Consider the following 15617-nt stretch of genomic DNA (forward strand, 5'->3'; position numbering starts at 1 on the left):
ATGAGCCTTGATATCAATCATGTCACAGTGACATTTGGTAAACAGTCGGTCTTGAATGACTTAACATTGCCCACTATTCACTGCGGCGAAATGGTAGCCTTGATAGGAAAAAACGGTGCAGGTAAATCGACACTCTTGCGCCAAATGACTGCGCTGCTTAAACAATATCCTGAACAAATTCGATACCTTAAACAACCGCTTTCATTAAAGGATATAGGCTATTTACCGCAAGAGCATCGTATCCACGCTAACGTTACGGTACTCGAGTTATTGATCACGACAATGAACATCCACTCAACGTCTTTGATCGCGAAAAAAGAAAGTGCAGAGCAAGGGTTATTCTTATTAAAAGATATGGGGATTTTACATCTCGCTAATAAACAATGTTTTGCACTCTCTGGTGGTGAAAGCCAAATGGTAGGGCTTGCTCAAGCGTTAATAAACGCCCCTAAAGTATTGCTGTTAGATGAGCCAACTTCAGCACTTGATATGCAAAACCAATTACGATTGCTCAATTATGTTCGATCTTATACTAAGCGCACAGGGGCATGCGTGATTATGGTGATCCACGATCTTAACTTAGCGCTTCAATATGCCGACCATATTGCCGTGCTACATAACGGCAAATTATTTGATTATGGCTCGCCTAAAACAACAGTAACGAGTGAACTTATCTCTGCTGTATTTAATGTTGATTCGCATATCATTATGGTTGATCACACCCCTATTGTAGTCTTGAAAAAAACGCATTAAATAATAATAACAACTAAAAAGCCCGTAGCAGAACAATGTGCGTCTGTTACGGGCAAGTATTTGATGACTTATGATATGGGCTAAATATTAGTTTGTTGATACCACGATTTTCTTACCTAATGACATCGCAAGATTATTATCATAATAAGCGGCTTCATTAATAAAGTGAGGGTACGCTTCATAATCCCCTTCCCAGAAAATCTCTGTACCGTCGAACAAGGTGAAAATAGGGTCGCCTGAGCGCAGTGGTTCAAAATCATTATCTTGAACAGATTGATGAACCATACCAATTCGCTCCCCTTGTTCATCTACTGGAAGCTTGAGGGTTTCTTCATAACGGTAAGCGTCATAACTTGCAGGTAAGTCAGGCACTTCATTAGTGTTATTTAAATGAACAAAATCCAAAATATGTTTTGTCATCGCTTCCATCCAATCTAATACATCCTGACGGATAACCGATTGTGGTTGCGGCCCTATTTCAACGATCACACCTTGCTTGGCAATTGAGCAAAGAAATAAATGCTCATCAACAGAGGTATGATCTTCAAATACCACCACTGCTTTTGGCATTTTAGACTTAACATACGCCCCTAACTGACGATTAAATAGATCAGACTGAAGTAAGATTAACGAAGGTCCCATATTACTGGTGGTATTATGCAAATCGATAATAAAATCAGTATTTGCCTTTCCTTTTGGTCCAATTTGCTGATTAATTGCTTTAGCGCGAGTCTGTTCATAACTCGTCAGCTCATTATTCACGAGATCATCAATACCAAATTGGCGATTCAAATCATGATCAACATATCGCTTATTTTCACCGTATGCTTTTGGGTTAGCAAAGACAGTGTCGACAGAAAAACTCTCACGCGCTAATTGCAGGGGATCACTTTGCCACTTTTTGAGTAAGTAAATACCACTAAATTCATTACCGTGAGTACCACCAACAACTGCAACTTTATTTATCTTACTCATCCTTGACCTTCCTAATATCCAAACCTTTTTATCAGTGTACTGATAATATACATCGATACCAGTCTATTTTATCAACCAAAAAGCTATAGATTAGAATTTAATAGGTCGTGTTTGCGCTAATTTAAGATACGAATGCAGCTCGCCATTTTTGTACTCGATGGCGGAATGGATATTAGCGTGACGGTTAGCAAAGACAGTAAAGCGATAGGTATTCTCTGCTTTTTTAATTTCTATTTCGATCGCTCCATCTACTAGCTCCCAATAGCCAGTGGTGTGTAGACGATTGAATAGCGTGTATTCATCAAGCGTTCCATCATCATGTAACCTTAACTCTGTTATGTACCCTGCACTACAAGTTTTTAACCATACCTGCTCCACAATTTCATTGTGTTCAAAATTGCGTTTGGTTTCTAACCATAGGTTCATTTGTTGTTGCTGTTCAACAGCTAATGGCGGGAGATCGTCTAAAGTGAATAAACGTACGCGCTCTGTTTCACGATAAAACAACTGTAAAAGTTGAAGTGTTTTTTTCTCGAACATCCCTGCCACCCAATAATAAATAAATGCAATAAAGAATTTACACAGCTATTGATAGCAAAGATATTCGGTTAGGTATCACAATGTCACTTCTTTACAGCAACTTATGCCGTAAAGGTCACATTAATATTGGTTAAAAATTCACTTTACCTCTGAGGTTTTTGGTTTTCCCTCGCTGGGTTTTCTTATCGACACGACGTACCTGTGAGTTTTTCGTCGGACGTGTCGCTTTACGCGCTTTCTGGGTTGTCATAACACTTTGAATAAGTGTTTTTAGACGTGCTAATGCTTCATCACGGTTCATCTCTTGAGTACGATGTTGTTGACTTTTAATAACAATGACACCCTCTTTTGTGATACGGCTATCAGATAGTTTTAAAAGGCGTTCTTTGTAAAAGCCAGGTAAGGATGAACGATTGATATCAAACCGCAAATGGATTGCACTCGACACTTTGTTGACGTTCTGACCACCAGCACCTTGAGCTCGGATAGCGGTAAGCTCTATTTCCCAATCGGCAAGTTGGACTGAATTTGAAATAACTAACATGTATTTACTCTCTGCATTTCTTACGTCAATTTTACCATAGAGAGCGTTAAATCGTTATATAGCAATATGGAAAGAAATAGTTATGCCTTCTTCGTACTCAGAGCCACGACAAGGATCTAAATACTGTAATAGAAGCCAGTTAAGTATATCTCTGTATGCCGTGATCTTCTTGGCAAGTTTGTACTACTACACTAGTTTTTTATCATCAACACAACTACCCTCAAACGTCATTATTTAGCAGAAATAGTATACTTACATGGAGCTCATTATTCGTCTTTTATCTGATTTAGGACACGATCTTCGTCCTTGGTTAGATGATATTTCAACCGCGATTGTCGCTTGTTCATTGGTTGTTTTCGGTGGGGATTTTAATCGTTTTTTACGCAGGCATTTGTCCCATTACAATTTTATTATTAGGACTATTGTATTTATTCTCGTCAATGCCTTCGGTTATGGCTTTTTAATTATCAATTTATCACCTTGGGTATATCGTGAGCTGTTAAATCTTCCTAATTATTTGTCAGTTTGTATTATAAGCATCTTTTTTATCTTTATTGGCTGTTGGGCACAACGAAATAAACATATATAAAAAAAGCGACCATAACGGTCGCTTTTATTAAATTCATTAACAACTAGTACTGTGAATTAGTCACGACTTCTTCACCGAAAACACCATTTTTAGCAATTGGTCGGTTACTTGAGTTGGCAGCTCGCATAATACGAATGCCTTCTGCTCCCGCTTTGCGAGCTGAAATAATATCACCGTCAGAATCACCATAATATAACTTAATATTATTTTCTTTTATGTAAGGCGTTTTAGTAAATTCTGTTTTACTTGATCCTGCAAATATCACCTTATGCATATTTTTAATACCAAATACATCTTTTAAATATTGCGTGGTAATTTCACATTTTGACGCTGTACGACCTGTAATAAAGTAAATTTGATCGCCACGTTTTTGGTGCATAGCAATCAACTCTTTACCTATTTGCTTTGGTAAACTAAATTTCTCCCACTCACAGTTCATTTTATCCCAGAACTTCTGCTCATGCAGGTATGAAAAACTATTTGGAGAAAACTCCTGCTTACCACGATAGAAACCCGGTGTACTGAATAATACCGTGTCATCAATGTCAAAGCCGACAGCCATTGGTGGCTTACCTTTTAATTTTTCAGCAATTTGCTTAACTGAGATCCAATGGACGTCTTTTGGTTGCCCCATTTCCATTATTTGGATCGTACTATAACCAGGATCAGTCGCCGGTACTTTAGGATCCGCAAAAGCCGCTGTAGAAAGTGTAGATAAAGCAAATAGTGAGCTAACGGCTAATAATGTAAATTTTTTCTTCATAATAAGATCTCTGTTCATTCGTTATGAATAATTTACAACAAAAGTATTCATAATTATGCGCAATACATCACAATGATATTTTCAAATAATGAAAAATAAGATCTATATTTTATATAACAGTTTAATTAACTCACTTTCTTCTATTGAATTTTTTATTTAAAAATAAACATTTCTATAATATTTAACAATTTGATTCAGGTTACATTCATACTCTATATCATTTAATTGGTGATAATTAATACGCTATCTAACGTATAGAGATAAAATGAAAAAACTAATTTTACCGCTTATGGTGACAGTACTATTAGCTGGCTGTAATGAAACAACAGCAGTTAATAATAAAGACTTTAGCCCTGAGCAAAAAGCACAAATTGAAAAGATTGCCAGCCAATATATTATTGAGCACCCTGAAGTTTTAGTAAAAGCATCAGAAACATTGCAAAAGCAACAGATGGAAAAGCAGGTACAATCAGCGAAGCAAACTGTTGTCGCTTATGCTGACCAACTTATTAAAGATGCTAAAACACCATATGTTGGCCCTAAAGATGCCAAAGTAAACGTTATTGAGTTTTTTGATTACCAATGCATGTTCTGCTCAAAAATTTCGCCTATCGTGAAACAACTTGAAGCTGAAAACCCCGATGTAAAATTCATTTTCAAAGAAACGCCAATCTTTGCATCACGTTGGGAAGCTTCAAAATATGCGGCAGATATGGGTAACTGGATTTTTGCCCATAAAGGCAGTGACCTTTACAGTAAATACCATAATGCCGTATTTGCCTCAGGTAAAGATGAAGGCAAATTAACCAAACAAGATGTTAATGATATTGCAACTAAGTTGGGCATTGATATTAGTAAGTTTGATGCGAACAATAGTTTTGAAGGCAACTTCCAGCTATTTAGTAAATTAGGTTTTCAAGGAACACCGGCATTAATTGTTATGCCAACAGATAATATAACCACAGACAATGTTCACATTATTAATGGCTACGATCCTCAGGGGCTTAAAGATGCCATTGCGGAAGTAAAGAGCAACGCTAAATAATTCAGTACGTTATTAAGCGAGTATCAAGCCAGTCAGGAAGACTGGCTTTTTACTATAAAAAACCTACGTAAACACGAAACTCAAGCCAATAAATATAATCTAGTAATACTGAAACATCTTTTGTACATCACGATAATCATTTGTTTGCGTTAATGACAGCATTAATAGAATACGGGCTTTTTGGGGATTTAGAGTTCCGGATGCAACAAAACCATATTTAGTGTCATCGATTTCTGCCGCAAGTGTTGTCGCGCCAGTAGGTACACGAGAACTCCGAACGACCATGATCCCGTCTTTACTTGCTTTAGCGAGTTGTTCGAAAATACCTTTATAAATATTACCATTACCAACACCAGCACTCACAATACCATCAAATTTTGCATCAATTAGCGCTTTAACAGGTAAGTCAGAGGCGTTGGAATAGTTATAAACGATCCCGACTTTAGGCAAGGCTTTCACTTTCGATATATCAAACTTAGAATCTTTCGTATTATGACGCTCTGGACTGCGTTGATACACCGCATCGCCATTATGGATATAACCTAACTCACCAAAATTAGGTGATTTAAATGTATCGACAGCTGTTGTACTGGTCTTAGTGACATCACGCGCATCCAAAATCACATCATTCATCGCCATTAACACACCGCGGCCTTTTGAATCAGTGTCAGCAGCGGTGATCACAGCATTGTATAAGTTAACAGGTCCATCAGCACTCATCGCGGTTGATGGGCGCATTGCACCCACTAATACAACAGGCTTATCACTCTTCACGGTTAAATTTAAAAAGTATGCTGTTTCTTCCATGGTGTCAGTACCATGTGTAATAACAATACCGTCAACATCGTCTTTCGCTAAGAGTTCATTGACACGTTTAGCTAACGTAAGCCATACCTGATCATTCATGTCTTGCGAACCAATATTCGCAACTTGCTCGCCACTGATATCGGCAATTTTTGTCATTTCCGGTACAGCATTAATAAGGGCATCAATACCGACTTGTCCTGACGTATACGCACTGCCTGTTGCCGATTGCCCTGCACCAGCTATTGTTCCACCCGTTGCTAATATCTTAATATTAGGCAGTTCACTACCTTGAGCAAAAGAGGATGATTGAAAACTTAAACCAGCAACCAAGATACCTAAGCAAACTAAATTCTTTTTCATTAATACTTCTCTCGATATTTATTACAAAATATTTATAAATTGAGAGTAGTTATTAATAGAAATCATTTTTGCGCAGAGAATCACCCTTCATATAAATGATAATTCGATATTCATCACACAAAGGAATAACGCAATACAAGCATTAACATTAATAAGACGTAATATTTTAATCAATCACATCAGAACAACATATTAATTATATTAATAACAAATTTTTAAGCACCAATAGCTGAGAATGGATCAACTTCAAAATAGTGGCTCTGACAACAATCTGCTAATTGAGCATCGACATAATGCTCAATCATTTCAAGAGATTCTGCTTCCCAAACACATTGAAACGTTTGATTATCAACATAAACTAAAGCAAGGTGTAATTGTAAATTAGATGGTAAATTGCACCCCATATACTGCGACTTAATGAAAAATTGCTCTTCATTTGTCATTTTATGTTCACTGGTAAAGAACATCACTGACCCTCCTTAACCGTTAAATTAACAATAAGTATAGGTCAGCTTTTTACATAATTAATTATGGGCGATATCTTTAACTGCACGTAAATAGGCTTTTTCAGATTCTATATACTCTAAAGACTTTTTGGCTCTTAACCATTCAGGATACAATAAATCTCTTTTTATCAATAAGTTATTTATAAAGGATTGTTGTTGTTCTGACGCCGGGTATTTTGTCTTAATACGTTGAATTTCAAACATCACATGAACTTTATTACTAACAATTTCTTTATAACTTTGAAAATCAAACTTTTGCAATTGCGGCCAAGTATCATAAAAAGCACTTAGACACTTTTGCTCTATGAGCGATAATTCATCGTCCATAATTTTGTACCACGCATAGGACTGTCCTAAGCGCTCATACATTACGCGTTCTCTTTCAGTATAATAAATCGGTGTTGTGTTATCCCTAACCTGTTGATCGATACTTCCCATCACATTCGACTGAGGTTGATATTTCACAAAACTACCTGTGGTTACTTTATTGTTCCTATTATTCAAATAATGCTAGATATTTTTGTCAATATAATGACAATTTATCTCAATCCGTATTAATTAGTTTATATAAAAGATGGATAAAGACTCATAGCTTTAGCAATAAATGACCACTATACATCATGTTAGATATTCCCCCTTTTTTGCACAGTAGTCTTATTTAACCTTCGATTATGTTTAGTTTGTAATCACTCTATGGTGGCATTTTAAACAGCAATGAAAGCGGCGTGTAAATTTTCATCGAAAAAACACAACACGCTAGGTTTTATAAGGGCTGGGAACAATTTTAAGGTATCCTATAGACTCCTTTTTTGCTTGGCGTTAATAACGACAAGCGAGCAAACGCTCATTACTCAGACTTAATTTATGCTTTACGATCAGAAAAGTCACATCCGCTACCCGAAAGGATTTTTTGCGATGTGGACAGTTTATAGTTTCACAGGTGCAGCTATTCTCGCCTCTATCATCTTCTCGCTGCTATTATTCCTTTCCATTGATGATGATCCATTAATGAAGTTTCTCTTTGGTGGATTGGCGGTTATTTTCGAACTAGGAAAATTCTTCGCATGGTACGAAGTTGGGGAACGTAAAGCACGTCGTAACTATACTGGCACACTATCTGCTTTTACTTTTTACGCCGTTCTTGCCGCAATTTCGATTGGTGGATCTATTGGCGGTATTAACAGCGCAACGAATAAAGCACAAAGTGAAGTTAACGTTCAAAAAAGCAAAATCAATGCATTCAACATGCAGATTGCAGCCATTGAAAAACAAATTGATCTCAATAACGTCGCAGCAGAAAAATACATTCAGATGGAGCGCATTGCCTCTGGTGTTGCACGCATTCAAAAACAAAATGATGAATTACGTAAGCAACAACAAAAGCTTGCAATGGAACGTGATAGCATTCCTGTCGTTAGCCAAGGCTCGGTTTTAGGATTGATTGATAGTCTTGCAGAATCGTTACATGTAACCCCTCAAGCTGCACAATTAGGTTTAGTGGTGTTTCTATCAGTATTATTAGATTTCTTTGCTGCATTCTTTGTAGGGTTAATCGGTGAAGAAAATCGTTTTCGTCATCAGTATCGCCATAACAAAGTGTTAGAAATGGCAGGATACAATGAATTTGACCAACCTAAACTGCTAGAACATTTTGACCCTTCGACGATTGGAACATCAGAAGTTAATGTACATGAGCAAGAGCCAGAAGAAATTATTGTCGAACCTGAACAGCCTAAAACCCCTTATGAATTAACCGTTGATGCGCTTAGTCATAACAAAGTAAATTGCAGTAAACGCGCTGTAAGTAAGTTTTTAAATATTTCAACCGATGAGGTTGATAGTATTTTCAAACAGCTATTGGATGAAGGTATTGTGAGTAAAAAGCCTAACAATCATTACCAATGGCATGGACTTACAACCACGACGAGTTAACGCATAACTGTGATAGATTAACCAAAATATCAGCCCGAAATAAGCAATTATTTCGGGCTTTTTTTGACTCAATATAATAATAGATTCTTACTTTGTTACACTTCTTATCAGTTAGTTTTCTAAAAGCAGAAAATGATCACATAATGTATTTTTAATTACAGCTTACCCAATTATTCCTCTGTAGAATCCAGTCACATTTATTTTCAATGTCTTAGCCATGATCCGTATTAAAGATTATAAGAAGCTGTTATCTCGTACTATTATCGCAACAAGTATTCTTGCACTTGTTGGTTGTGCTCAACCGTTATCACTAGAAAAGCAACCAAGCTATTCCAATGTTGATAATTTCAACACTAGCTTGTACCAAAGCTCTTTGCCTTATACCAGCATTCATCCTGATAAAACAGGCTTCTACCCTCTTGGTGATGGTCAAGCCGCATTACTTGCACGTTTGGCTATTATTGAACATGCACAAAAAACACTGGATGTTCAGTACTATATTTACCGTGATGATGCGACAAGTGGGTTGATGACATGGTATTTATATCAAGCTGCTGAGCGTGGCGTTCGTGTGCGCTTATTACTTGATGATATGCAAAATCGTGACGATCAAGCATTAGCAAGCCTCTCTGCTCATCCTAATGTTGAAGTACGCTTATTTAACCCATTTTCAAACCGTACTATTAAGCCATTAAGTTTCTTAACTGACTTTGATCGGTTAAATCGCCGTATGCACAATAAAGCCATTATTGCAGATGGTGTGTTTGCCATTACCGGAGGACGTAATATCGGCGACGAGTATTTCTCTGCCAATAGTGACGTAGAATTCGGAGACTTCGACCTCATTATGCTGGGTAAAGTGATCCCACAATTCGCACGTCAATTTGATGAATACTGGAACAGTAAACCAGCAACACCGATTGAAGCCTTAGTCTCATCAGCACATAAGCCTACAAAAGAACAACTGGCACAGTGGAAAGATGCTCAGCTTAAGTACATGTCATCAGACTATGCAAGTTCGCTAAAAAACCACCCAATGGTACAGCAGTTAATAGAAGAGACATTACCGCTATACTGGACAGATGCAGAACTGCTTTACGATACACCGTATAAAATTGCGAATAGTAAAGATGATTTATTGCTACATAAGCTATCAGAGATGATCGCGAAAGCAGAGCATGATTTCTTTTTAGTTTCACCGTATTTTGTCCCAACAGAAGAAGGGGCTAAAGTGCTAGCTAAAGCGGCAAAGAACGGCAAAAACATCACTATTGTTACCAACTCATTAGCTTCTAATGACGTTTTCGCTGTACATGGCTGGTATGCCAAATACCGTAAAATCATGCTAGAAGGTGGTGTTAAGCTATACGAAGTAAAAGTAGAACCCGGCCATAAAACAAAACACAAATGGCTAAGTCGCTCTCGTACAAGTTTGCATGCGAAAACGTTTATTATTGATAAATCGAAAATTTTCGTCGGTTCATTTAACTTTGATCCACGCTCTGCATACTTAAATACAGAGTTAGGCGTGATTGTTGATTCACCTAAATTCTCAGGTGAAGTTTACAACACGATCAATAACTCACTTGTTAAAGATGCTTACCGTTTAGCATTGGACGAAAATGGTGAGATCATATGGAATGATGATACAACGGGCAAGCAGTATACATCAGAGCCAGACAGTAGCATTTGGCTTAAAATGGGCGCTTGGGCGGCCGGTGTATTACCAATAGAGAAACAGTTATAAGTCGGTAAGATAACCATTAAATAGTGACAAAAAAGGCGCTCATTGAGCGCCTTTTTTATGCTTGATTTTTCAATTAGCCTTTATTGCGAAGTGTCGTTTTTTTCACTGCATTTTTTTCGATGTAATCGATGATCATGCCGGCAATATCTTTACCTGTCGCTTTCTCAATACCTTCAAGGCCTGGTGAAGAGTTAACTTCCATAACAAGTGGACCACGCTCTGAACGTAACAGGTCAACACCAGCAACACCTAATCCCATAATTTTTGCAGCTGCAACGGCTGTTTTACGTTCTTCAGGTGTGATCTTAACCAGTGCTGCGCTACCACCGCGGTGTAGGTTTGAACGGAACTCGCCTTCTGCACCTTGGCGTTTCATTGCTGCAATCACTTTATCGCCAATAACGAAACAACGGATATCTGCACCGCCTGCTTCTTTAATGTATTCTTGAACCATGATATTCGCTTTAAGACCCATGAAAGCTTCAATAACACTTTCAGCAGCTTTACGTGTTTCAGCAAGAACAACACCAATGCCTTGTGTGCCTTCTAATAGCTTAATAACGACTGGCGCACCACCAACCATATCAAGTAAATCTTTAACGTCATCAGGCTTACTTGCAAAACCTGTCACAGGCATACCAATACACTTACGTGATAGTAGTTGCATTGAACGTAACTTATCACGTGAGCGGCTTATCGCTACAGATTCATTAACGGTATATACACCCATCATTTCAAACTGACGCAAAACAGCAGTACCGTAAAATGTTACTGATGCACCTATACGTGGAATAATCGCGTCAAAATCCACTAAATCTTCACCTTTAAAGTGAATCTGAGGTTTTTGCGAGTTAATGTTCATATAACAACGCAGTGCATCGATCACTTTAATTTCATGGCCACGTTGTTCAGCGGCTTCAATCAAACGAGCTGTCGAATACAGTGAACGATTGCGAGATAAAATTCCAATTTTCATGACAACTAGCCTTGATTTTTAATAAGATAAGATGCTTCTGGATCAACAATAATACGATCATGCATAGCTGTACGCCCTAGTAGCATACGGAAAGCCATATTATCACGACTGGTTAGCGAAATTTCAATCGGCCACTGTTGACCATTAAAATCAATTGTAGAAACGATAAAGTAGCGCAGTTGCTCATCACCACCTGAGTTTCTTACAACGCGTTTATCAGCCACTTTAGCTTCACAAATTTGTTCTACGTCGGTGTTGTTATGGATTGGGTGAATCCAAAACTTCACCCAATCTTCACCGTCACGGGTAAATTCTTCAATTTTGAAAGTATGTAGGCACGAACTACGTGCACCAGTATCAATTTTTACATGAATATTATTGATACCCAGATCAGGTAATGCAGCAACTTCACGCCACCCAACAAGAAACTTATTATTTTTATTCACTATTGTATCTTTATTAACCATATTAGATGTCCAATATACTATAGAAGCATTAAACCCAATACCTTGAAATGATACTACTACAGTATAGAGAACATTAACCAGACCCTCTGGTATAAATTTTACATTGAAGAAATGTAAAATTTATAGCTAACAGCAGGGAAACAAATTGCTTATTTTCATTAAGCTAAGATTTTTCGCTCAGGACACCTCGGCGTATTTGGTCAAGTTCAATTGATTCGAACAAAGCTTGAAAATTACCTTCACCGAATCCTTGATTTCCTTTGCGTTGAATAATCTCAAAAAATACGGGGCCAATCACAGTTCCCGTGAAAACTTGCAACAAAATACCATGTTCATCGCTATCGATCAGTATTTTGTCATGCTGCAACAATGCAATATTTTCATCGTGACAATCAATCCTTTTATTGACCAGTTCGTAATAAGTATCCGGTGTATCCATGAAGATAACACCTAATTGACGAAGTTTTTTCACAGATGAAAGAATGTCATTAGTACTTAAAGCGATATGCTGAATCCCTTCTCCATTATATTGTTTTAAGTATTCTGCAATTTGAGAATGTTCATCGCTTGATTCATTGATAGGAATGCGGATTTTGCCACAAGGTGATGTCATTGCGCGAGATTTTAAACCAGTCAGTTTCCCTTTAATATCAAAATATTTAATTTCTTGAAAATTAGCAATTTTTTCATAAAAATCAGACCACTTATCCATGTGTCCAATTGCAACATTATGCGTAAGGTGATCAATCGTTAATAACCCTGTATCTATAGCGGCTAAACGCTGTTGTGCGTCTGGGTAATACTCAAAATCCACTTCATAAATATCTCGTTCGCCATAACGATCGACAAAATATAATAATGCACCACCAATACCTTCAATAGCGGGAATGTTGAGTTCCATAAGCCCAACATTATTTTCGCACCTCGTTGCACCATGCTTGATAGCATAGTCTAACGCCTTGTTAACCTCTTTCACCCGAAATGCCATCGCATTAACGCTTGCGCCATGCTGCAATGCAAACGAACTTGCTTGCGAAGCTAACTCGCCATTAACTATGAAGTTTATGTCCCCCTGACGGTAAAGCCACACCATTTTATGTTTATGTTTCGCTATTTCCGCAAAGCCCATTTGTCTAAATAATTTTTTAAGCTTAGTGATCCCAACTTTTGTTGGAGCAGTGTATTCAACAAATTCAAAACCATCAGTGCCTAATGGATTACATACTTTTGACATACAGTGACTCCTATAAAACTTATTGTTAACTCTTTAAGCTTTAGCAGCACTTCAAAATAACGAGCAGTTTTATCTTTCGTCATTGTTCATTTAATTTATTCTTCATTGTAACGTACTGTTTCCATAATATTTACATACACAAATAAGCCTCATGTTTCAGCTGTAAACGTTTATTTGTTCTATATTTAGGGTTTAAAGTGAATTTTACTAGTTAGGCAAAATCATGCATAAGCGAGACACTTTTCAGCTTCCTCGAAAAACGTCAGGTGTTTATCCTATTCATTCTACTTTGCCACTATTTAAAATTATTCGCGCTCACGTATTACAGAGCTTCTCTTTTTGTGAAAACTATCAAAAAGGCATTGTAAAAGATGATGATCCTGAATTTCTTCATCAATATCGCGTTACCATGCGCCGTATACGCGCCATACTTAGTCTCCATCAATCACTTTTCATTCCAGAACAACTAAAAGAAACTAATTTAGCTATCAAAAGTTTAATGCAGCCCACTAATTTACAACGCGATCTCGATGTTTATCTCATGCAAATGGAGCATTACTTTTACTTAGTCGAACATAAGCATCATCAAGGACTGGCACGCTTTTTTGACGATCTGCAGCACCAACGCCAAAAAGCCTATAAGAAAAATAAGCATTGGTTAAAAAGCGAAGAATATAAAACGCAATATAAGCTCATCTGTATACAGTTAAAGCAGCTATCGCCTCTCATGGAAGATCTATCTACACCACCACAAGAAATGATAAACACGCTATTCGTGAACTTAAACAATCGTATTATCACCTCAATGAAGGCTATTGATTCAAAAACGTCTGACGCGCAACTTCATCGCTTGAGAATCAAATATAAAAAATTACGTTATGGTTTGGAGTACTACCACCCATTAACAGAACAGTTATCACTTCGTTTGAAATTAAAAACAGTGAAGTTTCTACAAGCCAAATTAGGTGACTTCAATGACAGCTCGGTACAAATTGACTTTCTTAATCATTATTTAGAGCAATACAAAACAACGGGGAGACGTGCGAAGGCGATTGGTTTATTACTTCAAAAAGCACAACAACGGCACCTAGAAAATAAGCAGCAATTGATTAATGAAGTCATCCTATGTAGTCAAAATACTGCTTATTAATCATTATGATAGTAGCTTGATAATATCATCTTCTAAAGCAAATGGTTTTGTGGTGGGTGCATAGCGTTTCATTGGTTCACCCTCTCTTGAAATCAAAAACTTGGTGAAATTCCATTTAATATCATTGCCTAGCAGGCCAGGTAATTGTTTTACGAGATAAGAAAATACAGGTTCAGCATCACGCCCTTTTACATCCACCTTACTAAACATCGGAAATGTCACGCCATAATTGATTAGACACTCCTGTTTAATTTGGCTTTCAGTTCCAGGCTCTTGTCCACCAAACTGATTACATGGAAAACCAAGTATTACTAAGCCTTGATCACGATACTTTTCATATAATGCCTGTAATGCTTCATATTGAGGTGTAAAACCACACTTACTAGCAGTATTTACAACGAGTATAACCTTCCCTTCAAAAGCACTTAATGAAAGCGCTTCCCCTGAAAGTGCTTTAACCTCGAAGTCATAAATTTTTGTCATTCTCATTCCTATTTATTATTACTCGCTAATTGTCCATGTTATTCTGTGGACGTCCTTTTGTACGAAGTTAATAGCATGACAGATCTCAAACACTTATTTTTTTCTCTTGGCCTTGAACAACTTGATTTATCAGAAAAAGAGAAAAACATTATTAATGCTTTTATTCATGAATCAACACCTCGATTTAATGATATTTGCCACCAACGACAAGATAAAGAGCCTTTAGCGTTACTATTAGGCTATATGACGCAACAACATCACATTGCCTCGTCTCGTTGGACTGAACAACAGACCGCCTATCATCAAATGCAATCGGTATTTCAATCAACCGTAGGGGTTGAACACGCTAGCAAATTTATTAATCAAGATATCGATGAATATATTCTGATCACTCTACTATGGTTGCTTGTTCAAGGGGCAAATAAAATTGATTATAGTTATGCTAATGAACAAGCAGAGACGCTGTTAGATCACATTAGTGAAGAGATAAAACAGTCGAATGACAGTAAAAAAGATGAACAGCTTCGACAACGGTTACTGCAAGCATACTATCAAGGAAAAAATACGACGCAGCAAAGCCTTTTCACAAAACTAAAGCGTATGTTCAGGTTATCGCAACAACAATAGGAAATGACAGCATAACTTATCGCGATAATACGCGAACCAAAACGTAAATAGACTGTCACCTAATAATCTAAATATTTTGCTAACTCGATGAAATAGAGTCGTTATTTTACCGTTCTATT

General features: G+C 37.2%; 18 protein-coding genes. 7 read left to right on the forward strand and 11 right to left on the reverse strand.

Annotated features, from left to right (window positions below; translation table 11 throughout):
* Complete coding sequence (locus C9J46_RS15085) at positions 1-753, forward strand: ABC transporter ATP-binding protein (RefSeq protein ID WP_107261097.1); 753 nt, start codon at positions 1-3, stop codon at positions 751-753.
* Between the two features lie 87 nt (positions 754-840).
* Here C9J46_RS15085 and C9J46_RS15090 read toward each other — a convergent pair whose 3' ends face one another.
* The 3 genes from C9J46_RS15090 to arfB form a co-directional block, all read right to left on the reverse strand.
* Positions 841-1728 carry an aspartoacylase gene (locus C9J46_RS15090; protein ID WP_107261099.1) on the reverse strand — a complete coding sequence of 296 codons (888 nt, stop codon included), beginning with the start codon at positions 1726-1728 and terminating at the stop codon, positions 841-843.
* A 90-nt stretch (positions 1729-1818) separates the two neighbouring features.
* Complete coding sequence (locus tag C9J46_RS15095) at positions 1819-2268, reverse strand: hypothetical protein (RefSeq protein ID WP_107246107.1); 450 nt, start codon at positions 2266-2268, stop codon at positions 1819-1821.
* 130 nt (positions 2269-2398) lie between these two features.
* A complete protein-coding gene (arfB, locus tag C9J46_RS15100; RefSeq protein ID WP_107207590.1) occupies positions 2399-2812 on the reverse strand; it encodes an alternative ribosome rescue aminoacyl-tRNA hydrolase ArfB in 414 nt (137 codons plus the stop codon).
* 256 nt (positions 2813-3068) lie between these two features.
* On the opposite strand from arfB, the gene C9J46_RS15105 reads away from it, so the two are divergent.
* Complete coding sequence (locus C9J46_RS15105) at positions 3069-3401, forward strand: DUF3392 domain-containing protein (RefSeq protein ID WP_107207589.1); 333 nt, start codon at positions 3069-3071, stop codon at positions 3399-3401.
* 43 nt (positions 3402-3444) lie between these two features.
* Here the strand turns inward: C9J46_RS15105 and aphA are convergent, their stop codons facing one another.
* Positions 3445-4164, reverse strand: coding sequence for an acid phosphatase AphA (gene aphA / locus C9J46_RS15110; protein ID WP_107246109.1), 720 nt, complete (start codon positions 4162-4164; stop codon positions 3445-3447).
* A 265-nt stretch (positions 4165-4429) separates the two neighbouring features.
* Between aphA and C9J46_RS15115 the strand changes: the two genes are divergently transcribed.
* The gene (locus C9J46_RS15115) at positions 4430-5209 is read left to right on the forward strand and encodes a thioredoxin domain-containing protein (protein WP_107291133.1); all 780 of its coding nucleotides are present in this window, start codon (positions 4430-4432) and stop codon (positions 5207-5209) included.
* Positions 5210-5308: 99 nt separating this feature from the next.
* On the opposite strand, the gene ansB is transcribed toward C9J46_RS15115, so the two are convergent.
* From ansB to C9J46_RS15130, 3 genes are all read right to left on the reverse strand, one after another.
* Complete coding sequence (gene ansB / locus C9J46_RS15120) at positions 5309-6376, reverse strand: L-asparaginase 2 (protein ID WP_107291134.1); 1068 nt, start codon at positions 6374-6376, stop codon at positions 5309-5311.
* Positions 6377-6591: 215 nt separating this feature from the next.
* Complete coding sequence (locus tag C9J46_RS15125) at positions 6592-6843, reverse strand: hypothetical protein (protein WP_107246113.1); 252 nt, start codon at positions 6841-6843, stop codon at positions 6592-6594.
* A gap of 57 nt (positions 6844-6900) precedes the next feature.
* Positions 6901-7347 carry a hypothetical protein gene (locus tag C9J46_RS15130; protein ID WP_233217771.1) on the reverse strand — a complete coding sequence of 149 codons (447 nt, stop codon included), beginning with the start codon at positions 7345-7347 and terminating at the stop codon, positions 6901-6903.
* A 450-nt stretch (positions 7348-7797) separates the two neighbouring features.
* On the opposite strand from C9J46_RS15130, the gene C9J46_RS15135 reads away from it, so the two are divergent.
* The gene (locus C9J46_RS15135; RefSeq protein WP_107291135.1) at positions 7798-8814 is read left to right on the forward strand and encodes a Preprotein translocase subunit SecY; all 1017 of its coding nucleotides are present in this window, start codon (positions 7798-7800) and stop codon (positions 8812-8814) included.
* Between the two features lie 217 nt (positions 8815-9031).
* Entirely contained in the window at positions 9032-10561 is a 1530-nt protein-coding gene (locus C9J46_RS15140; RefSeq protein WP_107291136.1) for a phospholipase D family protein, read from the forward strand.
* A 73-nt stretch (positions 10562-10634) separates the two neighbouring features.
* Here C9J46_RS15140 and rimK read toward each other — a convergent pair whose 3' ends face one another.
* From rimK to hppD, 3 genes are all read right to left on the reverse strand, one after another.
* Complete coding sequence (gene rimK / locus C9J46_RS15145; protein WP_107207582.1) at positions 10635-11537, reverse strand: 30S ribosomal protein S6--L-glutamate ligase; 903 nt, start codon at positions 11535-11537, stop codon at positions 10635-10637.
* A 5-nt stretch (positions 11538-11542) separates the two neighbouring features.
* Positions 11543-12004 carry an ATP-dependent zinc protease gene (locus C9J46_RS15150; protein WP_107291137.1) on the reverse strand — a complete coding sequence of 154 codons (462 nt, stop codon included), beginning with the start codon at positions 12002-12004 and terminating at the stop codon, positions 11543-11545.
* A gap of 163 nt (positions 12005-12167) precedes the next feature.
* Positions 12168-13238 (reverse strand): 4-hydroxyphenylpyruvate dioxygenase, encoded by a 1071-nt coding sequence (gene hppD / locus C9J46_RS15155; protein ID WP_107246116.1) that lies wholly within the window; start codon positions 13236-13238, stop codon positions 12168-12170.
* Positions 13239-13461: 223 nt separating this feature from the next.
* On the opposite strand from hppD, the gene C9J46_RS15160 reads away from it, so the two are divergent.
* Positions 13462-14388, forward strand: coding sequence for a CHAD domain-containing protein (locus C9J46_RS15160; RefSeq protein ID WP_107287939.1), 927 nt, complete (start codon positions 13462-13464; stop codon positions 14386-14388).
* Positions 14389-14391: 3 nt separating this feature from the next.
* Here the strand turns inward: C9J46_RS15160 and C9J46_RS15165 are convergent, their stop codons facing one another.
* Positions 14392-14871: a glutathione peroxidase gene (locus C9J46_RS15165; RefSeq protein ID WP_107207578.1), complete on the reverse strand. Its 480-nt coding sequence runs from the start codon at positions 14869-14871 to the stop codon at positions 14392-14394.
* Between the two features lie 75 nt (positions 14872-14946).
* Here C9J46_RS15165 and C9J46_RS15170 point away from each other — a divergent pair, with 75 nt between their 5' ends.
* A complete protein-coding gene (locus C9J46_RS15170; RefSeq protein ID WP_107246120.1) occupies positions 14947-15498 on the forward strand; it encodes a hypothetical protein in 552 nt (183 codons plus the stop codon).
* Positions 15499-15617: the final 119 nt, after the last annotated feature.

This window comes from Photobacterium sp. GB-36 (genome assembly GCF_003026135.1).
Lineage (GTDB): Bacteria > Pseudomonadota > Gammaproteobacteria > Enterobacterales > Vibrionaceae > Photobacterium.

What these genes read in the sequence shown, in the direction of transcription:
- C9J46_RS15085 (WP_107261097.1), top strand. Translation starts at nt 1, where the DNA reads ATGAGCCTTGATATCAATCATGTCACAGTGACATTTGGTAAACAGTCG.
- C9J46_RS15090 (WP_107261099.1), bottom strand. Translation starts at nt 1,728, where the DNA reads ATGAGTAAGATAAATAAAGTTGCAGTTGTTGGTGGTACTCACGGTAAT.
- C9J46_RS15095 (WP_107246107.1), bottom strand. Translation starts at nt 2,268, where the DNA reads ATGTTCGAGAAAAAAACACTTCAACTTTTACAGTTGTTTTATCGTGAA.
- arfB (WP_107207590.1), bottom strand. Translation starts at nt 2,812, where the DNA reads ATGTTAGTTATTTCAAATTCAGTCCAACTTGCCGATTGGGAAATAGAG.
- C9J46_RS15105 (WP_107207589.1), top strand. Translation starts at nt 3,069, where the DNA reads ATGGAGCTCATTATTCGTCTTTTATCTGATTTAGGACACGATCTTCGT.
- aphA (WP_107246109.1), bottom strand. Translation starts at nt 4,164, where the DNA reads ATGAAGAAAAAATTTACATTATTAGCCGTTAGCTCACTATTTGCTTTA.
- C9J46_RS15115 (WP_107291133.1), top strand. Translation starts at nt 4,430, where the DNA reads ATGAAAAAACTAATTTTACCGCTTATGGTGACAGTACTATTAGCTGGC.
- ansB (WP_107291134.1), bottom strand. Translation starts at nt 6,376, where the DNA reads ATGAAAAAGAATTTAGTTTGCTTAGGTATCTTGGTTGCTGGTTTAAGT.
- C9J46_RS15125 (WP_107246113.1), bottom strand. Translation starts at nt 6,843, where the DNA reads ATGTTCTTTACCAGTGAACATAAAATGACAAATGAAGAGCAATTTTTC.
- C9J46_RS15135 (WP_107291135.1), top strand. Translation starts at nt 7,798, where the DNA reads ATGTGGACAGTTTATAGTTTCACAGGTGCAGCTATTCTCGCCTCTATC.
- C9J46_RS15140 (WP_107291136.1), top strand. Translation starts at nt 9,032, where the DNA reads ATGATCCGTATTAAAGATTATAAGAAGCTGTTATCTCGTACTATTATC.
- rimK (WP_107207582.1), bottom strand. Translation starts at nt 11,537, where the DNA reads ATGAAAATTGGAATTTTATCTCGCAATCGTTCACTGTATTCGACAGCT.
- C9J46_RS15150 (WP_107291137.1), bottom strand. Translation starts at nt 12,004, where the DNA reads ATGGTTAATAAAGATACAATAGTGAATAAAAATAATAAGTTTCTTGTT.
- hppD (WP_107246116.1), bottom strand. Translation starts at nt 13,238, where the DNA reads ATGTCAAAAGTATGTAATCCATTAGGCACTGATGGTTTTGAATTTGTT.
- C9J46_RS15160 (WP_107287939.1), top strand. Translation starts at nt 13,462, where the DNA reads ATGCATAAGCGAGACACTTTTCAGCTTCCTCGAAAAACGTCAGGTGTT.
- C9J46_RS15165 (WP_107207578.1), bottom strand. Translation starts at nt 14,871, where the DNA reads ATGACAAAAATTTATGACTTCGAGGTTAAAGCACTTTCAGGGGAAGCG.
- C9J46_RS15170 (WP_107246120.1), top strand. Translation starts at nt 14,947, where the DNA reads ATGACAGATCTCAAACACTTATTTTTTTCTCTTGGCCTTGAACAACTT.